12 protein-coding genes are annotated in these 18,191 nt (G+C 58.9%); 1 reads left to right on the plus strand and 11 read right to left on the minus strand.

Annotation, left to right across the window (positions count from 1 at the left end; all coding sequences use genetic code 11):
- Window positions 1-103: 103 nt before the first annotated feature.
- The 9 genes from L6R21_08900 to lexA all read right to left on the minus strand — a co-directional run bounded on the left by L6R21_08900 (window position 104) and on the right by lexA (window position 12,173).
- On the minus strand, window positions 104-1,225 hold the full coding sequence (locus L6R21_08900) for a protein arginine kinase (protein MCK6559308.1): 1,122 nt from the start codon (window positions 1,223-1,225) through the stop codon (window positions 104-106).
- A complete protein-coding gene (locus L6R21_08905; protein ID MCK6559309.1) occupies window positions 1,222-1,758 on the minus strand; it encodes a UvrB/UvrC motif-containing protein in 537 nt (178 codons plus the stop codon). Before L6R21_08905 ends, L6R21_08900 begins: the two co-directional genes overlap by 4 nt.
- 52 nt (window positions 1,759-1,810) lie before the next feature.
- Window positions 1,811-4,357 (minus strand): T9SS type A sorting domain-containing protein, encoded by a 2,547-nt coding sequence (locus tag L6R21_08910; GenBank protein MCK6559310.1) that lies wholly within the window; start codon window positions 4,355-4,357, stop codon window positions 1,811-1,813.
- A 234-nt stretch (window positions 4,358-4,591) separates the two neighbouring features.
- Complete coding sequence (locus L6R21_08915; protein ID MCK6559311.1) at window positions 4,592-5,293, minus strand: ABC transporter ATP-binding protein; 702 nt, start codon at window positions 5,291-5,293, stop codon at window positions 4,592-4,594.
- Between the two features lie 16 nt (window positions 5,294-5,309).
- Window positions 5,310-6,557: a lipoprotein-releasing ABC transporter permease subunit gene (locus L6R21_08920; protein ID MCK6559312.1), complete on the minus strand. Its 1,248-nt coding sequence runs from the start codon at window positions 6,555-6,557 to the stop codon at window positions 5,310-5,312.
- An 86-nt stretch (window positions 6,558-6,643) separates the two neighbouring features.
- A complete protein-coding gene (gene lysS, locus L6R21_08925) occupies window positions 6,644-8,182 on the minus strand; it encodes a lysine--tRNA ligase (protein ID MCK6559313.1) in 1,539 nt (512 codons plus the stop codon).
- Between the two features lie 88 nt (window positions 8,183-8,270).
- A complete protein-coding gene (gene alr, locus L6R21_08930) occupies window positions 8,271-9,479 on the minus strand; it encodes an alanine racemase (GenBank protein MCK6559314.1) in 1,209 nt (402 codons plus the stop codon).
- Window positions 9,480-9,559: 80 nt separating this feature from the next.
- A protein-coding gene (gene prfB / locus L6R21_08935) for a peptide chain release factor 2 (protein MCK6559315.1) occupies window positions 9,560-10,706 on the minus strand; the annotation gives its coding sequence in 2 pieces (ribosomal slippage) (window positions 9,560-10,636 and window positions 10,638-10,706; 1,146 coding nt in all).
- 843 nt (window positions 10,707-11,549) lie between these two features.
- A complete protein-coding gene (lexA, locus tag L6R21_08940) occupies window positions 11,550-12,173 on the minus strand; it encodes a transcriptional repressor LexA (protein ID MCK6559316.1) in 624 nt (207 codons plus the stop codon).
- Window positions 12,174-13,034: 861 nt separating this feature from the next.
- Between lexA and L6R21_08945 the strand changes: the two genes are divergently transcribed.
- Window positions 13,035-15,422, plus strand: coding sequence for a PP2C family protein-serine/threonine phosphatase (locus tag L6R21_08945; protein ID MCK6559317.1), 2,388 nt, complete (start codon window positions 13,035-13,037; stop codon window positions 15,420-15,422).
- Between the two features lie 524 nt (window positions 15,423-15,946).
- On the opposite strand, the gene L6R21_08950 is transcribed toward L6R21_08945, so the two are convergent.
- Complete coding sequence (locus L6R21_08950; GenBank protein MCK6559318.1) at window positions 15,947-16,666, minus strand: DUF3782 domain-containing protein; 720 nt, start codon at window positions 16,664-16,666, stop codon at window positions 15,947-15,949.
- Window positions 16,667-17,201: 535 nt separating this feature from the next.
- Window positions 17,202-18,149: a glycosyltransferase family 2 protein gene (locus L6R21_08955; protein MCK6559319.1), complete on the minus strand. Its 948-nt coding sequence runs from the start codon at window positions 18,147-18,149 to the stop codon at window positions 17,202-17,204.
- Between the last annotated feature and the right edge of the window lie 42 nt (window positions 18,150-18,191).

Consider the following 18,191-nt stretch of genomic DNA (forward strand, 5'->3'; position numbering starts at 1 on the left):
TGATCAACTCCCACAAGAGTAGGCTCAAGCGTTGCCTGATTTTTTTTCGCGGCGCAATCTACAAAGGAATTTTGCAAAAGTAAAGAGGGTTTTCCCCGCGGTTTCAAGACTGTAATCCGAGCTTGACACGCAACAGCATGGCGCGCATGGAATCGCGCTCGTACGCGCCCGCCATGGCCTTGTGATTCTTGCGCAAGTGACCGGGCTGCAGCATCAACGTCAATTCATTGAGCAGGGCGAGCGGCCAGTCCTTCATTTCTTCCAGGTCACAATCGTGACCCAACCGCAACAGCGAGAGCACGTCGAGACATTCCTGCGAATTGAGCATGCGGGCGTAGCGCAGCGTGCCGTAGGCGCGCCAGATGCGGTCGAGCAGGAAGTTGTTGCGGCCGGTCATGAGCTGGCCGCGGGTGTACTCCTCGAGCTGGCGCAGGTCCTCGGCCACCTCGGCCACCACCGTCATCACCTCGGCCTCGGATTTGCCGAGCGTGACTTGATTGGAAATCTGAAACATGTTGCCGCTGGCCTCGGTGCCCTCGCCGTAGAAGCCGCGCATCGTCATGCCGTGCTGCGCCAGCCGGCTCTTGGCGCCCTCGATGCCGCGCAACAGCGCCAGCGCCGGCAAATGCATCAACACCGACACACGAATGCCGGTGCCGGTGTTGGTGGGGCAGGCGGTGAGGTAGCCGAAGCGCTCGCTGAAGGCATATTCGATGCGCTCGCTGAGCTGGTCATCGAGCGCACGGATGGCCTCCCACGCCGCGGCGATGGCCAGCCCGGGCTGCATGGCTTGCAGCCGCAAATGATCCTCTTCATTGATCATCAGGCTGAGCGATTCGTCGGCATTGAGCGCGAGCAGGCGTGGCCCCTTGCGCTCGATGAATTGCGGGCTGGCGAGCCGGCGTTCGAGCAGCATTTCGCGATCCAGGCGCGGCAAACGTGAAAGATCGAGGCAGCGCGGTGACGCGGCGAGCGGCAGGCCGGCAAGGGCGTCCCACACGTCGGCAATGATCTTGTTCTGGCTGTCGACATCGGCCTTGTTGGGAAAAGCGTGCGCGGCGAGATTGCGCGCCAGGCGAATGCGCGTCGACAGCACGAGGTTGCCGTGCGGGCCGCTGTGCTGCAACCAGGAGGGCATGGACTTCGCCAGCTCATTGCAGTGCCGCTTGGAATTGGCGGCCGCCGCCTCCCAGGCGTATTGCGGTTTATTGGTATCGTTTTTCATGGTGTGCGCGGCGGAAAAGTTCGACCGGCCTGTTCCGCCGCACGAATCTGATCGCGCAGCTCGGCGGCCCGCTCGAATTTTTGTTCGCCGATGGCGCGCTCCAATTCCTGGCGCAATGCGGCCACACTTTTGCCCACGCGCGGCCTGAGCCGTTGCGGCCGCCGGCCGGTGTGACGGTTGCGGCCGTGAATATTGCGCAACAACACTTTGATCACCGGCTCAAACGCCGTGTAGCAAGCGGCACAACCGAGCAGGCCGCCGGACTCGAATTCCGGCCAGGTCAGGCCGCATTTTTGGCAACGTTCGCGCGGTTCTTGTTTCGCGCGGGAACGGCGGCCGCTGCTCTTGGCCGGCGCCTCACCCAGGATGCTGCTGACCACTTTGCCGAAGAATTCCGGCAGGTTGGTCGCCGCGCTGGGCAGACCCTGCTGGTGCGCACATGCCTGGCAAAGAAAAATCTCGCTCTTCTTGCCGTTCACGACTTGCTTCAAACGAACCGTGGCTTTGGCGTTGTGACAGGATTGACAGGTCATTTGTCTTGCTTCCCTCGCTGAATCGCTTCGTCCTCTCGGCATGCAGCCGGCTTCATCTGACCAGCAGCATTTTGTTTGATGAAACAAAGCCGTTCACCTGCACGCGATAGACATAGACGCCGCTGGCCAGCTCGCCGGCCTCGAACGCGACTTCGTGTTTGCCCGCGGGCTGGTGCGCTTGCACCAATGTTCTTTTTTCCCGGCCCAGCATATCGTAAATCTTCAGCGTGACCATTCCCGGCCGCGGAATTTGATAAGCGATGACCGTGGTGGGATTGAAAGGATTCGGATAATTTTGAAACAGCGCATACTCCGCCGGTGCGACGAGCGGCGCGCCATCAACCGCAGTGGTGGTCAGATCATATTGTGCCATCGCAACCGAGGCCGTGCCGCCGGCAATGGTAAATCCTCCGCCGATCATAATTCTGTTGCCTGACAAAACGAGAGAAGAAACGAGTCCATTCGTGCCGCCGAGATCATGCCATTCCGCGCCATCCCACCACGCGAGATTTGAAGCGGCAGTGTGCCCAGCCTGATCAAACGAGCCGCCGATGATCAGCTTACCGTCATAAGAGATGACGTCCATGACGTAACCGGGTTCGTTTTTTCTCAAGATGGTTCCGCCAAAGGCTTGCCACGTCGTGCCATTCCATTTCACGAAACCGTGAAACGGCTGGCCATTGATCCTCTTTGTGATCGCGCCGCCAACCAGTACTTCATTCGCCTGCACTTTGATGACGGCGACCGTGCCCTCGACGCCGTCATTGCCGGGCCCGCCCAAGGCGGACCAGGATTGCTGATTCCACACCGCGAGGTTTTGCGCCGGTTCAATATCTGCCAGGCCAAATCGCCCGCCCACATACAGCAAGTTCCCATCGCGTGCCAACGCGTTGACGACTCCGAGAAAGCCGTCGGATCTTCTGAGACCGTTGCCTAATGCCTCCCAGCGATTCGTCATGAGATTGAATCGCGCAATGGAATTTGCCGGCAGCGCATTGTTGACCGCGTCGCCTACGATCGCAAAGTATCCTCCCACATAGAGATAGTGATCGATTTTTTCCAAAGCATACACCGAAGCGCCTGACACGCCGCCGACGCCGATGCCGATCGCCGACCATTTGGCGCCGTCCCATTTGGCGATGTGATAGGCCTCCACTGAACCGGCGAAGCCAAAGTGGCCGCCGACATAAACCTCATTGCCGTCGACGAGCAAAGTCTCGACGCTGCCGGTGATGCCATTCTCCGCGGCGGTGCCGAGCGTCTCCCAATCACTGCCGTTCCATTTGGCGATGCTCTTGGCAAACGTGCTGCCGGCAATGCTGAAGCTGCCGCCCGCGTAAATGGCGTTTCCGGAGCCGGCGAGCGCGCTGATGCCGTTGCCGATGATGCCTTTCTCGGCAAGGCCTTCGGACAGTTTATTCCAACGTGATGAAGCGTCCTCCCAATAAGCAACACTTCCGAGAAACATATCGCCGGCTTTGCTGAAATCACCGCCGACGTAGAGCCGGTTGCCAATGGCTTGCACAGCATTGACGCCGCCGGGCCACGGTCGGCCTGGGAATCCCAGCGCTTCACCGACAGTCGACCATTTTGCGCCGTCCCACTTCGCAATGCTCCACGCGGGCGCATCGTTGATATTTTCGAAGTAGCCGCCGACATAGAGATTGTTGTTCATCAGACAGAGCGTTTTTATCTGGGGCGGGCCGGTGCCATCGGGCGTGAAATAAACGTCTCCGAAAGTTTCCCAAGCCGTCTTGTTCCATTTCGCCACGCCGTGCGCGCGCACCGTGCCGGTGGAATCGAACATGCCGACGATGTACAAATTCCCGGTGGCATCCACTTCCATGCCGCGCACCCAGTTGTTCGCGCCGCCGCCAACTGCGCTCCAACTTGTGCCGTTCCACTTCGCAAGATTTCTGGCGGCAACGCCGCCCGCAGAATGAAACTTGCCGCCGGCATAAAGGTCATCGCCGTTCGCGGCAAAGGCGTAGGCATACACCAAATCGTTGGGAATGGCGCTGGCCAGGCCGCCGTTGAAAGTCTCCCATTGCTGCGTGTCGAGATTCCACGCGGCGATGCCGTTGGTTTTTTGCTTCCCCACGAGATGGAAATAACCGCCGATGACGATCGATCTTCTGTGAATGGACATCGCGTACACGAACCCCGAGCTGATGAGCGTATCGCCATTGGTGAAAACGTCAATTTTTCTGACACCGTTTTCACCACCGTCGCTCACGGGGTTCCAATTTTTTCCATCGAAGTAGGTCAGGGCATTGACGCGCTTGGTGCCGGCTTGCACGAACAAGCCGCCGGCGAACAGCTTTCCGTCAATGAAACTCATCGCGTGCACGGTGGCATTCACGCCGTTATCCGGGCCTTCGCCGAGGGCATGCCACTTCTTCCCATCCCATTTGGCGATGTTGTTCGCCGCGACGCCGCCGGCCACCGAGAATTGGCCGCCGACGTAGAGATTGGCGCCATCGCTGGTCATGGCGTAAATCGGACCATCGACGACACCGGGAACGGAAAAGTCCCGGCTCCAGCCATTCTGTCGCGTGGCAGAATAGACGGCGCGGCTGCTCTGGCTCGCAGGCTGCAAATCAGCGGAGACTTCTCCATCTGTGCCAGGCAGAGACAGCAGGGCTATAGACAGGGTTTGATCTTTTGCTGCCTCTGCAACGCCATAGAATCCTCGGTGTTGTGCAAAAGCACTGGTGCATGTCATCGTCAGAAGAAGCGAAACGGTTTTGATGGACATCGAGGTTTTTCTGCCTTTCGATTCGGGGTGAAATAAGTGAAGCGCGGCACGTTCAATTCGAAGCAGAGCCGCGCGTCAACGCCGGTTGACGTGAATGCTGCGAATCTGGCCGTCGAACAATTCCACGACGCGATCGGCGCGCTCGGCGAGCGCGAGGTTGTGCGTCACGATGATGAACGTGCGCCGGTCGCGGCGGCTCAAATCCCAGAGCAATTGGTGCAAGCTTTCGCTGGACAACCGGTCGAGATTGCCGGAGGGTTCATCCGCCAGCACGAGCTGCGGCTCGTTCATGAGCGCGCGGGCCACGGCCACCCGCTGCTGCTCGCCGCCGGAGAGTTGGCCGGGCCGGTGCGCCATGCGCGGCGCCACACCGACGTCCTGCAATAGCTTGAGGGCGCGTTCGCGTAAATCGCGGCCATTGCGGCCGGCGATCAGAGCCGGCAGCAGCACGTTTTCGAGCGCGGTGAATTCCGGTAGCAGATGATGAAATTGAAACACGAAGCCGATGAACTGGTTGCGAAAATAGGCGAGCTGGCGGTCATTCAGTTTGGACAAAGGCGTGTCGCCGATGATGATCTCGCCGCTGGTGGGGCGATCCAAGGCGCCGAGCAAATGCAGCAGCGTGCTTTTGCCCACGCCCGAGGCGCCGACCACGGCAATGATCTCGCCGACATAGACGGTCAGATCCAACCCCTTGAGCACTTCCAATTGCCCGGTGGCGGTGGGATAGGCCTTGCTCAGCTTGCGGGTGATGATGATGGGTTCTCTTGCGGCCATGATCACAGGCTCACTTTCATTCGTATCGTATGGCTTGCACCGGATCGAGGGTGGCGGCGCGCAGGGCGGGGTAGATGGTTGCCGTGAAGGAGAGCAGGATGGCCGCCAATCCCACCGCGGCAAAATCGAGCGGGCGCATCAGAATCGGCAACGCATTGATGATGTAAACGTCCGCGGGCAGCGAGAAGAATTTCCATTTGAGCTGGCTCCAGCACAGCAGATAGCCGAGCGTCAGGCCGATGGCCGTGCCGACCACGCCCGCTACCAATCCCTGCAACATGAAGATGCGCATCACGCTTTGATTCGTGGCCCCCATGCTCTTTAGAATGCCGATTTCCTTAGTTTTCTCCAGCACCACCATGATCAGGCTGCTGACAATGTTAAAGGCCGCCACGATGATGATCAACGAGAGGATGATGAAGGCAATCCACTTCTCGAATTGCATCCAGGAAAACAGGTTCTTGTTGACCTCGAACCAGGTCTCGGTGTTGTAGGGATACTTCAGGCGGTTTTCGATCAACCCGGCGACTTTGTCGGCGAGGTTCATGTCTTCGAGTTTGAGCTGCAGGCCGGTCACCTTGCTTCCCAACTCGAACAGCCGTTGCGCTTCGGGAATGCCGATGAAGGCGCAATTCGAATCATACTCGAAGATGCCGGTTTCGAAGTAACCGGCGACGCGAAACTGCAGCGCGCGCGGCATGGCGCCGAAGCCGCTCAAATTCAGACCCGCGGCCGAGAGCAGCGTGACTTTGTCGCCCAGCCCGACTTCGAGCCGGTCCGCCAGCGAGTAACCCAGCAAGATGCCGGGCAGGGGCCGATCGCCTTCTTTCTCGATGGTGCCGAGATTGAGCGTGCCGTAATTGACGTTCTTGACGAGATCGGTCACCAGCGATTCGCGTTTGGGATCGATGCCCTTGATGATGATGCCTTCCTTCTTGTCCTGGCCTTGCGAGAGAATCAGTGCCTTGTTGAAGACATAGGGCGAGGCCGCCACGATGTGCGGCAGATCCTTGATCTTTTCCTCGACAGCGCGGTAATCGGTCAGACCTTGGTCATGAAACGTCTTGACTTTGATATGGGCATCGAAGCCGATGATGCGCGAGCGCACCTCGCTCTCGAAGCCGTTCATTACCGAGAGCACGATCACCAAAGCGGCGGTGCCGATGGCCACGCCGGCAATCGAAATGTAGGTGATCAACGAGATGAATTTGACCTGGCGTTTGGAGCGCAGATAGCGCCGCGCAATGAACAGTTCGTAAAACATTCTTGCCGCTTTCCAAAAATCCTGCAGGGAAAATTCTTGTCCGGCGCCACGTTAGTGATTTGCAAAGGTGCGGCGCCGCGCGGCCATTATTTTTCCGGCCGCATTTGCGGAAACAGCAGCACGTCCCGAATCGAGGGCTGGTCGGTGAAGATCATGACCAGCCGGTCGATGCCGACGCCCAGGCCGGTGGTGGGCGGCATGCCGTACTCCAGCGCGCGCAGAAAATCCTCGTCGAGCTGTTGTGCCTCTTCGTCGCCGGCTTCCATCAGCCGCTTCTGTTCCAGGAAGCGCTCGCGCTGGTCGAGAGGATCATTCAATTCCGTGAAAGCATTGCCCACTTCCTTGCCGGCGAGGAACGGCTCGAAGCGTTCCACCAGGCCGGGCTTGCTGCGATGACGCTTGGCCAGCGGCGAGAGCGCAACCGGGTAGTCGGTGATGAACACCGGCTGGATCAGCTTGGGCTCAACTTTCTCGCCGAAAATGGCATCGATGATTTTGCCCTCGCCCATGGTGGGGTCGGTCTCGACGCCCAGCTTGCGCGCGATGCTGCGCAGTTCTGCCAAACTCTTGCCGAAGAGCGCCTCGCCGGTTTCCTTCGCGATGGCGTCGAGCAGCGGCACGCGCGGCCAGGGCGGAGTAAGGTCGATTTCCTGACCTTGATAGGTGATGCGATAGCCGCCGGTCAAATCCCGCGCGATCTGGCAGAACATTTCTTCGACCAAGTTCGCCATGAAGTGGTAGTCCTGATAGGCGATATAGACTTCCATCATGGTGAATTCGGGATTGTGGAAACGATCCATGCCTTCGTTGCGGAAATCCTTGGCGAACTCGAAGACGCCGTCGAAGCCGCCGACGATCAGGCGTTTCAAATAAAGCTCGTTGGCAATGCGCAGATACAGGGTCATGTCCAGCGCGTTGTGATGCGTGGTGAAGGGCCGCGCCGACGCGCCGCCGTAGAGCGGCTGCAGAATGGGCGTTTCAACTTCGAGGTAGCCGCGGCTCGTGAGATAGTCGCGCATGCTGGCGATGATGCGGCTGCGTTTGATGAACACCTCCCGCACCTGGGGATTGACCGCGAGATCGGCGTAGCGCTGGCGATAACGAAACTCCTTGTCGGCCAGGGCGTCGAACACTACGCGCTCACCCGCGGTCACTTTTTCCTTGGCAATCGGCAGGGGCCGCAGTGATTTCGCCAGCAGTTTGAGGCCGCTGGCCTGCACGGTGATTTCGCCGGTGCGCGTCTTCACCACTTTGCCCGCCACGCCGATGACGTCACCCAAATCCAGCAGCGGCACCAGCCGGTAGTTTTCTGCGCCGATCAAATCTTGCTTGAGATAGAACTGCAGCCGCCCGCTGGCATCCTCGAGATGGCCGAAGGTGGCCTTGCCCATCGGCCGCAACGCCATGATGCGGCCGCCGATCGTCACTTCTTTTTCGAACAGGGCCTCGAAGTTGTCTTTGACCTCCGCGGCGAGATGGCTGCGCTGGAATTCGTGTGGGAATGGATCAACGCCGAGCGCCTTGAGCTGCTCGAATTTTTCGCGGCGGGCCCGCAAAACCGTGCTCAGATCTTCGGCGTCGGTTGTTTCTTTCTCAGGGTTGATTTGGTCTTGATTGTCGTTCATGGAACTTGCGTGGATGTTTTTTCAAGGTGGATGTTTTGGGCGCTGGCCTCATCGCCGGTGAGCCAGATTGATTTTTGGATAGAATACCTCAAGCCGGCGTCTGCGTGTCGTCCGCGCCCTCCGCATAGCGCCGTGGCACGCGTTGCGAGATGTTACAGGTGACTTCGTAGGGAATCGTGTCCAAGCGTTCGCACCACTCGTAGATTGTGATTTCATTATCACCCTGCCGGCCCAGCAGCACGACTTCATCACCGCGGCGGAGGCCGGCATCATCGCCCAGGTCGACGATGATTTGATCCATGCACACGCGCCCGACCACCGGCCGGCGCCGGCCGCCCACCAGCACCTCCATGTTGTTGGAGAAGCGGCGGCTGAAGCCGTCGGCATAGCCAATGGGAATCGTTGCCAGGAAAGACGGCCTGCGGGTTTGAAAAGTTCTGCCGTAGCTCACGGAGAAGCGGGCCGGCACGTGTTTGACCTGAAGCACTTGCGAGCGCAGCCGCATGGCGGGCTGCAGCGCAATCGACTCCGTGGTTTCGCGGCTGGGATAGTAGCCGTACAGGATCACGCCGGCGCGCACCATCGTGAAATAGGCCTCCGGCAAATCGAGAATCGCGCCGCTGTTGGCGGCGTGAATCCATGGCGGCGAAATGCCGCGTTCGCGCAAGCGCGTGACCGTGGCGCGAAACGCGGCGAGTTGCTGCCGCGCATAGGTTTTGTCGGTCTCATCGCTGGTCGCGAGATGAGTGTAGAGGCCGGTCAGCAACAGGCCTGGCAAGCGGGAGAGGCGGGTCACGAATTCCACCGGGTCATCATGCACGCCCACCCGCCCCATGCCGGTGTCGATTTTGACGTGCACAGTCGCGACCGTGCCGAGCGCCTGCGCGCGCCGCGAAATCATCTGGGCAAGATCGTGCTCATAAACCGTCATCATCAAGTCATGCTGCAGAAAAGCATCGATTTGGTGCTCGAACAATCCACCGAGCACGAGCACCGGCGCGGTGCAGCCGTGTTGGCGCAGGATGATACCCTCTTCGAGCAGGGCCACGCCGAGCTGCGTCGCGCCGGCGCGCAGCGCAACGCGCGCGATCGGCACGCTGCCGTGGCCGTAGCCGTCGGCTTTGACGATGGCCATCACCTCCGCCGGAGGCGTGCGGCTGCAGATGCGGCGCGTGTTTGCCGCCACCGCCTGCAGGTCGATGTCCGCAACGGTTGGCCGTTGGTTGGCAAAGGATTCACGTGGGGAAAAGTCGAGCGCGGCATGGCCGGCAGGCCTGGAAGGCAGCTCACCCATCATGAGGCTTTCGCTCGGGACGCAGTCATCGGCCGCGGTGGTTGCTGCAGAAGGGTATTCCGCGATGGTTTCCAATCACACAACTATTCTTCGATCTCCAGTTCTTCCAACACTTCGGCGCCGCCTTTCTTGTTGGCGCGCATGCCCATCAAATAGGCCTTGATGAATTCATCCAAATCGCCGTCCATCACCGCCTGCACGTTGCCGGTGCTCACGCCGGTGCGATGGTCCTTGACCAGGTTGTAGGGATGAAAGACGTAGGAGCGGATCTGGCTGCCCCAGGCGATGTCTTTCTTGTTCTTCTCCAAGTCGCTGAACTTGGATTTCTCCTGTTCCAGCTTGAGCTGATAGAGCTTGGCCATGAGCAGTTTCATCGCCATCTCGCGATTGCGAATCTGGCTGCGCTCGTTTTGGCACTGCACCACGATGCCGGTGGGCACGTGGGTGAGGCGTACCGCCGACGAGGTCTTGTTGACGTGCTGGCCGCCGGCGCCGCTGGCGCGATAGGTGTCGACGCGCAGGTCTTTCTCTTCGATTTTGATGTCGACGTTGTTCTCCACCACCGGCAGCACGAACACCGAGGCAAACGAAGTGTGCCGGCGCTTATTGGCGTCGAACGGCGAGATGCGCACCAGGCGATGCACGCCGGCTTCAGCCTTGAGATAGCCGTAGGCATAGGGGCCAGTCACTTCGATGGTCGCATCTTTCAAGCCGGCTTCTTCCCCGGCTTGCAGGTCGATGACTTCGTATTTGAAGCCGCTGCGTTCGATCCAGCGCAGATACATGCGGTAGAGCATCTGCGTCCAGTCCTGGCTTTCCGTGCCGCCGGCGCCGGGATGCAGCGTCAGGATGGCGTTGTTGTGATCATGTTCGCCGGAGAGCATGTTGCGGAACTCCAGCGCCGCCGCCGCCTTCTCGAAGTCATCCAGCTCCTTCTCGGCCTCCTGGAAGACGCTTTCGTCCCGGGCTTCCTCGGCCAAATCCAGCATGACGGCAGCGTCCTCGCGTTTGCGATCCACTTCCTGCCAGGCCGTGACCCATTCCCGCCGCACGGCGAGGTCGCGCATCAACACTTGCGCGCGCTCGTTGTCGTTCCAGAAATCCGGCGCCGCGCTCTTCTTTTCGAGCTCTTCGATTTCTTTTTCTTTTTTGGGAATTTCAAAGACTGTCCCGCAGGTATACAACCCGTTGGGACATTTCCTTGAGTCTGGTGTGCAAATCTTCACGCATGAGGTTTGTTTTCCTTGATTGAATATTTAAACCGCCGCGAATATAGCAGAAATCGCGCAGAGATGCAAGCAGGCTTTTGCCCGGCAGCCGCGTGCGAGATCGGCCGGCGAAGCCTTTGTCACCGCGATTTTGTTTAGGAAAGGCGCAGTGCTTGAGTGGCCATTTCTCATCCCGCCGCCTCAGCCAGAAATCGTCGAACAGTGCCCTTCGTCTGTTGACATTTATTTAAGGGTGCAGGATGAGCCCATAGCATCTTGCTCGCGGGCAGGACAGCGGTGTGCTCAATGTAGAGTGGGAGAGAGGCCCGAAAACGCGTCCGGCAGCATACGAGAGCCGTGGTTGCCTGGCTCGGCGACGCAACCCGAGTAGGGAAAGCCAATCCTAGGCTCGTGGCGAGTTGCTGCCTTGCCAAGTCTCAATGCTGCCGGACTTGGGAGGGAGGAAAGAGTGGAAGTAAGTGTCGTTCTATTCTGGCAAGACTCTTGCGTCTGCAACGATTCTATCGCTCAGGCTTCCAGCTTGCCATCGCCTGCAAGCTGCAGGCCCAATGCCATTGGCTTTCTTTGAGGGAAAATCGGTCCCAACCTTGACTGAGCCAAGGTTTTGTGAGCGCTTGCACCAAGCGAACACACCAAGAGCATTCCCTCTCGCGGCTATGGAAAGAACATCGCCGCAAAATCGGCGGCATCGGGCCGGAGGGCCTGCGCCAAGGACGACGCATTCAACGAGCACCGGCTCTTCGCGTCCCGGCAAAGTAGTGAGCGCAAACTCAACGGCAAAGGACGCCATCTGCTTCTGCGAGATAAACCCATCGGCGCGAAACCTGGCTTTGCTGCCAGGGCTTCAGTTCACGCTCTCGCGAATCAACGCCACCACCTTGCCCTGAATCGACCAGGCCTGGTTCAGCGGGATGGGGGCGTAGGCGTTGTTCTCGGGCTTCAAGAACATCTCGTTGCCGGTGCTGATGAAACGCTTGACCGTAGCTTCTTCGCCGGTGAGCGCCACCACGATGTCGCCGTTGCGCGCCTGGCTGGTCGAGCGCACGATCACGAGATCGCCTTCGTAAATGCCGGCGTCGATCATGCTGTCACCCTGTACGCGCAGCGCGAAATATTCCGAGCCGTCGCTGGTCAGGTAGTCCGGCACCGGCACGTAGCGCTCGACGTTTTCCTGCGCGAGAATGGGCATGCCTGCCGCGATGCGGCCGAGCACCGGAACGTTGTCCGCGTGAGTTTGGTTGGGCAGGCCCATCGGGTGCAGCACTGTAATGCTGCGCGCGGCACCGCCGCCGTGCTTGGCAATGTAGCCTTTCGCCTCCAAGGCCGCCAGATGTTTGAAGATTGCATTCTTCGAGCGAATGCCCAACTCATCCGCTAGCTCTTGCATGGTGGGCGGAAATCCGCGCTTCTTCACGTCGCGCGCGATCAGCTCGAGAATGAGCTTCTGTTTCTCTGTGAGTTTCTTCATGACATGCTCCAGGTTTTGGTGAGATCTGCGGCGTGCCTCTCGGCGCAGCGTGTTGAAGTTCGCGCCGCCTCGCCGTTGCGCGCCGGTCTCGGGTTCCAACCACCTCTCTCCCGCTGTGGAGCCACATTTTGTGAGTGGAGCATCTATCAGCCTTCCACTGGCTCACGCGAGTGCATTGATGTTCACTGACATTATAATCACCGGTGAACAGAATGTCAAGATATTTTTTCAAAAATCTCAACTTTTTTTGCAGATAAAAGACTCCGATTTTCAATGCGGGCTGAAGCGAAAACCGTGCGCGCCTCTGTCCGTGTAGTGCTCAAGTAGCCGTGCCTGTGAGCCAGTTTCAGTTCCGCTCAGGACGGCTCATCGCCTCCCAGGTGAATGGGCCTTTTCTGTTTTCGCTGCAGTCATTCCCGCTGCGACCGGCGACTCTTCGAGTTTTCAATCTTCAGGTTAAAATGGATGGCGAGGCGGCTTGTTGGTCCGCAGGCAACTCTTCCGTTAAAGCTTCGTCTCTGGGAGCGTGCGAGTTGAGGCTGTGGTGAGATCGTGCCGTTTCACCTCATGCTGCCTTGCTTGCACAAATGAGAGGCCTGCCGGTCGGGTTGACTTTTCCATCATGCCGGCCTATATTGCCGGTCGCTGCGGCAGGCCCTCGGGCAGAAGATGAGCGTGCACTGGTTGATGCAGAACTGGGCATTTGCCCGATAGCCGTACTCCGTTGCAGTTCCGGCCGCGTCGGCACGCTGCGGCGCAACGACACGTGAGCCGAATTCTCCATTACCTCCCGAATAGCCGCCTATGAAACCTGATTCCCCAGTCAAATCCCTTCTGCTCGCAGTTGCGGGTGTTCTGGCCATGTTGGCCTACTTCCAACTTTTTGCCAACTCGCGAGTGGCGCATTTCCTGCGGCCGGCCGTATCGACCGAGGCCGTGCTGGCCGGGGCCGAGCAGGCCTTGCAACAATCTCCGCTCGCCGGGCTGGATTTGCGCCGCAGCATCGAGGTGGCGACGAATGCCGATCTTGGCAAGTACGTGCAACAAGCCGGGCTGCCGCAATCTGCCGCCTCTGCCCTCCCCATTGGCCGTTGGGAAATCCGCTGGCGGGGCTCAGCGCCTGGCGAGGACGGCAAGAAGAGCCGCGTGCTTTTCCGCGTCAACTACGATCTCACCGGCAAGTTTGTCGGCATGGAATTGCGCGACCCGCGCCGCCACGGCACGCCTCGCTTGAATCAGGAGGAGGCGCTGGCGCAGGCGCAAGCCTATCTCACTGCCTTGGCTTTCGACACGACTGCGCTCGCCCTCTCCGAAAAGAAAACCGGCGATGACGACGGCGTGCCCTCGCATGAGTTCACTTTCACCCGTCCCTCGCCGGTTGCTGCCGCCTTGCAGGAGCGCGTGCGCGTGCACGTTGCGGGCAACACAGTTGTCTTTTTTGATCACGAAACCAGAGTGCGGGAGGAAAAGCCGCCCGTCGTCGCGCCGCCGGAAAGAAATGTGCAGTTCTCGACCGAGCCGGGCGCGCTCTCCGAAGCGCAGGCGGAAAAAATTGCAGACATCGTCGCGGGCGTGCTGATCGGAATCACCTGGACGCTGGTGCTCGGTTTTCTGATCGTGACGTTCTTCAAACGCCTGCGCCATGATGAGATCGAATTCAAACGCGCGTGGTGGTTCGGCGGACTGCTGTTTCTGGCGACGGCAACCACGGTCGCCGTGGATAACTGGCAGATTGACTGGCTGGCGGTTTTCCTCGGCGGCGGCATGGGCGGCTTGTTCGTGGGCTTGGGTATCGTTGTTGTTTACGCCACTTCGGATGGCGTGAGCCGCGAAGTTTGGCCGGAAAAGCTGGCGCTTGTGGATCTTCTGTTCGCCGGCCATTTGCGCGTGCGCGAATTGGGGGAGGCCATTCTGCACGCCTTTTTCATTGCCGGCGTCACGGCCTTGCTGCTGGCCGCGCCCGCCATGCTGGCCAACGCTGGGCGGCTCAGCTACGTGCATTTTGAAGAGAGCCGGCTTTGGTTTCTGAGCGGACCGGCTGCCATGCTCACCGTGCTGAGCAAGAACTTTACTGCGTCCGCCTATCTCACCGTGATCTTCTTCCTGTTTTGGTCGGCCTATCTGAAATCACGCTTGCACGGAGGCAGGCTGGCTCTGGCGTTGCTGGCCCTGTCTTTTGCCCTCTCCGCATTCTCGCTGGACTATCTGCGCCCGATTTATGCCAATCCCGTGCTTATGCTGCCTGCCGCGCTGCTGCTCGCCCACTTTGCGCAGCGTTACGATTTCCTCACCCTGCTGCTCGCGCTGCTGCTTTTCGGCTTGCTGCTGGATTTGAGTTTCATCGGCATTTTGCCGCTGGGCCAGACGAGCGCGGTGAGTGTGGCATTGATGGTGCTGGCCGTTTTACTGCTGGCCGCCGGCGCGCTGCTGGTCTATCAACCCAAATCGGTGCAGGAATTTCGCGGCTACGTGCCGGCTTACGTCAGCCGCATCGCTGAGCGCGAGCGTTTTCTGAATGAGCTGGAGATTGCCCGCGGCGTTCAGTTGCGCTTCCTGCCGCAGGCTGCGCCTCATTTTCCCCGTCTTGAAATCGCCAGCATCTGCCGCCCGGCCATGGAAGTCGGCGGCGACTATTTCGATTTCATCCGCGACGGCAACGACCGCCTGAGCGTCGTCGTCGGCGATGTTTCCGGCAAAGGTGTATCCGCGGCGTTCTACATGACTTTGGCGAAGGGCATCATCAAAGCGCTCTCCCGGCTGACCCATTCGCCCAAGTCACTGCTTTCCGACATGAACACCGTCTTCTATGAGAACACCCCCAAGGAAGTCTTCATCAGTTTGATCTATGGCCGGTTCGACCTCGCTGCCGGCACGCTCACCTTTGCGCGCGCAGGCCACAACCCGCTCATCTTGCACAAAGGCCTCGGCGGCGAGCTGCAGCTTCTGAACCCACGCGGCCTGGCCATCGGCATGGAACCCGGTCCGGTTTTCTCCGCCACGATTGAAGAGCAGCGCCTGCCGATTCAGCGTGGTGATGTTTTCGTCTTCTACACCGACGGGATTTCCGAGGCGATGAACAAACACGGAGAGGAATTCGGGGAAGATCGCCTGCGCCAGGCCATCAGCCGGCTGAGCCATGTCCCGGCGCAGGAAATGCTGGATGCCATCACCCGCGCAGTTTCCGATTTCACCGGAGATGCGCAACAACATGACGATTTTACGATGGTGGTGGTTAAAGTGGTGGGATGAGTTCGCTACACCGCTTTAAGAATTGCTGGTTGGTTCTCGGTTGCGCGGCGTCTTATCTCAAAAGTGTGCCTTTTGGGGCAGCAGTGCTCGAGCCTCTGGCGGTCTTTGTGCCATAAGGCGCTCAAAGGCAGAATAGAATTTTGAAAGTCTTGATGCCAAAACCATTGGGGACAAAACGATTGAGCCCGAATCCCGCGTGATTTTCGTGTTGACTGAAATGATAAGAAAGGCCTTGAAAACACAGGGTGAGATGCCAGGGGCCCGTTGCCTCTATTCGTGGAAGCGGTCTTTCTCTATGTCCTTCAGACGAATCTTGTGAAATGCCTGCCCTGTGCCCAAGCCTTTGCAGGATAACATCGATATTGGTTTTACCAATAATGGGTCTGACCGGAATTTTTCCCACTGCCGCCCGAGGGCTTCAGTTCAACTCGTATGAAAACTGGCGCGGAGTATCACTCTGGAAAAACTGGCACGACCGCGCAGTTCTTTTCTATTTTGGTCCGGTGGCAGTCTGGCAGACTGCGTTACGATGGGGTACTGTGCTTCTGGCTTTCTCCCAATTCCACCTCATCAGCAAAGCTGTAAACCTCCACGCCCAAGTGCTGCGCCGCGGTTTGAGCCTTGAAGTCGACCATCGGTGAGATCACGATGGTGCGATCAGCCTTGTGACCATGCCTTTGCTCGTAAAACGCCTTCTTGCGCCAGAACGCATACATGTCGGATTTGCTCATCGAGGATTTGATTTCACACAGAATCAGAATGCCGTTGGAAATGATCACATCCAATTCCACCTGGTCGGGTTTGCCGAATACAGATCCCTGCTCGTCGAAGTCCTGGTAGCGCTCGACTTTGACTTTGAAGGAATCCTCCAAAATCGCCTTGAGGCCGTTGCGGAAGGAGGCTTCGGATTGCATCCCCCACCTTGCTCCCAGCGCGCCGATACTGCTCTCAATTCTTCTATCGAGCGCTTTGATCGAAGCCACCATCTCCCTGATGACCTTTTGGTTCTCCTCCCATTTCTTTTGGTTCTCCTCCCACTTTCTTTGGCTTTCGCGCCACTTTTCCTGATCTTCCTCCCAGAGTTTGTCCTGCCTCTCCCTTTCGGCTTTCAGTTCATCCAAAACGCGATCGATTCGATCCTCCAATCGTTCTTTTTCGGCATACTTTGCTGAGGCTATTTCGGTGATTGACTGGCGGCAAGATTCGTCTTCCTCGAGCAAGCGCATGAGCTCGCTGCGAATCATGGACCTGATTTGGTCTGTTTGTTTGGTTGCCGGCATCTTGATTCCCCGGGAATGATGAAATCAGTTTTGTCTCTTTGTGACCACGGCAGGCCGCTTCGTCTTTGTGCGGCTTCGGCAAGCTTCTGCGCCGTAACTTAACTTATTTTTCAAGAAAATCAAGAGGCGGCAATTGCTGCCTCCTGGCGAAAGGACTGGGGCAGCGTGAGCCTACCAAGCGTGACAAGCCCGCGGCCCGAGCCAGGCATTGCCATATTCCTTTCAGCCAAATCGCCTTGCGGGTTTGCGAGAACTTGCCCGCGATGAGTAGGTGCAAACAAGCACGGCCGGCAAACTCGCGCGGTGCAGAGTTTCGTAGCGCAGGCATCTTGCCCAATGTCACTCACTTTTCAGAGTAGTGAAATTCTCGCAACTCACTGATTGCTGCTCACTTCAAATGGCTTGACCTTGCCGGACTTTCGCAGCAAACAAGAGGAACCAAAGCGGAAGGTGCAACTGCTCGGCGTGCGCCAGAAAGGAATCCAATTCGGGGGGAGAGTCAAAAAGACCACAGCCGCAGCAGCAGGAGAGCGTGGCCGCGCCATTGCGCCCAGCGGCTGCGCCAGGACTGCGGTGCAGGCAGCAGCCGGTCGAATGGCAGGGCGAGGGACAACACCAGCAAGGTGGTAAGCTCCGAAGCCGCCACGATCAACTTGGCAATCGCGAGCCGGCCGGCGCCGTGATGCTTGCGAAAGTAGCGGCACAGGCTGCGATAATATGCGATGAAATTGCGTGCAACCGCCTGCCTGGCGCTTTGACCGCCGGCGTGATAGACCCTTGCCCCCGGCAGAAAGTAGAGTTTTCCGCCGGCAGCCGCGACGTTGTGGCACAGCTCGACGTCCTCGAAGTACATAAAATAGCCTTCGTCAAAGCCGCCGGCCGCCTCGAATACTTCACGGCGCAGCGCCAGGCAGGCGCCGGCTTGCTGCACCGGCCGTTGCTCATTGTGATTCCACCAGGTCATCCAGTAACGGCCAAAGCGCCTGCTCTTCGGAAACACGCGCGCCAGTCCCGTGCGCTCATAGAAAAGCGTTTCCAGCGTGGGTAGCTCGCGAATCGCGCCGAATTGAATGCTGCCGTCGGGATTCAAGTGTTTGGGCACGCAGCCGCTGGCCAGCGGATTCGCGTTCAGAAAGCCGACCAGGTCAGCGGCCAAATCGCCGTCCACCCAGGTGTCGGGATTGAGCAGCAACAGATAGCGGCCGTGCGCCTGTTGCGCGGCGGCGTTGTTGGCGCCGCCAAACCCGCGATTTTCCGGCAGCCGCAGCAGCTTGACGAAGGGGAATGCGCGCGCGACCAGCTCCGCGGTGCCGTCGGCAGAGGCATTGTCGCAAACGATGATTTCACTCGCCACGCTGCGGCAAAACTGCTGCAACGAGGCCAGGCAGCGCGCGATGTCGTGTCGCGAATTGTAGGTGACGATGATAATACTAAGCTCAGGTGGCATCGAAATCGTTGTTGAATTGTCGTGCGGCGATTTGGGCCGGAA

Source organism: bacterium, from assembly GCA_023150945.1.
GTDB lineage: Bacteria > Zhuqueibacterota > Zhuqueibacteria > Zhuqueibacterales > Zhuqueibacteraceae > Coneutiohabitans.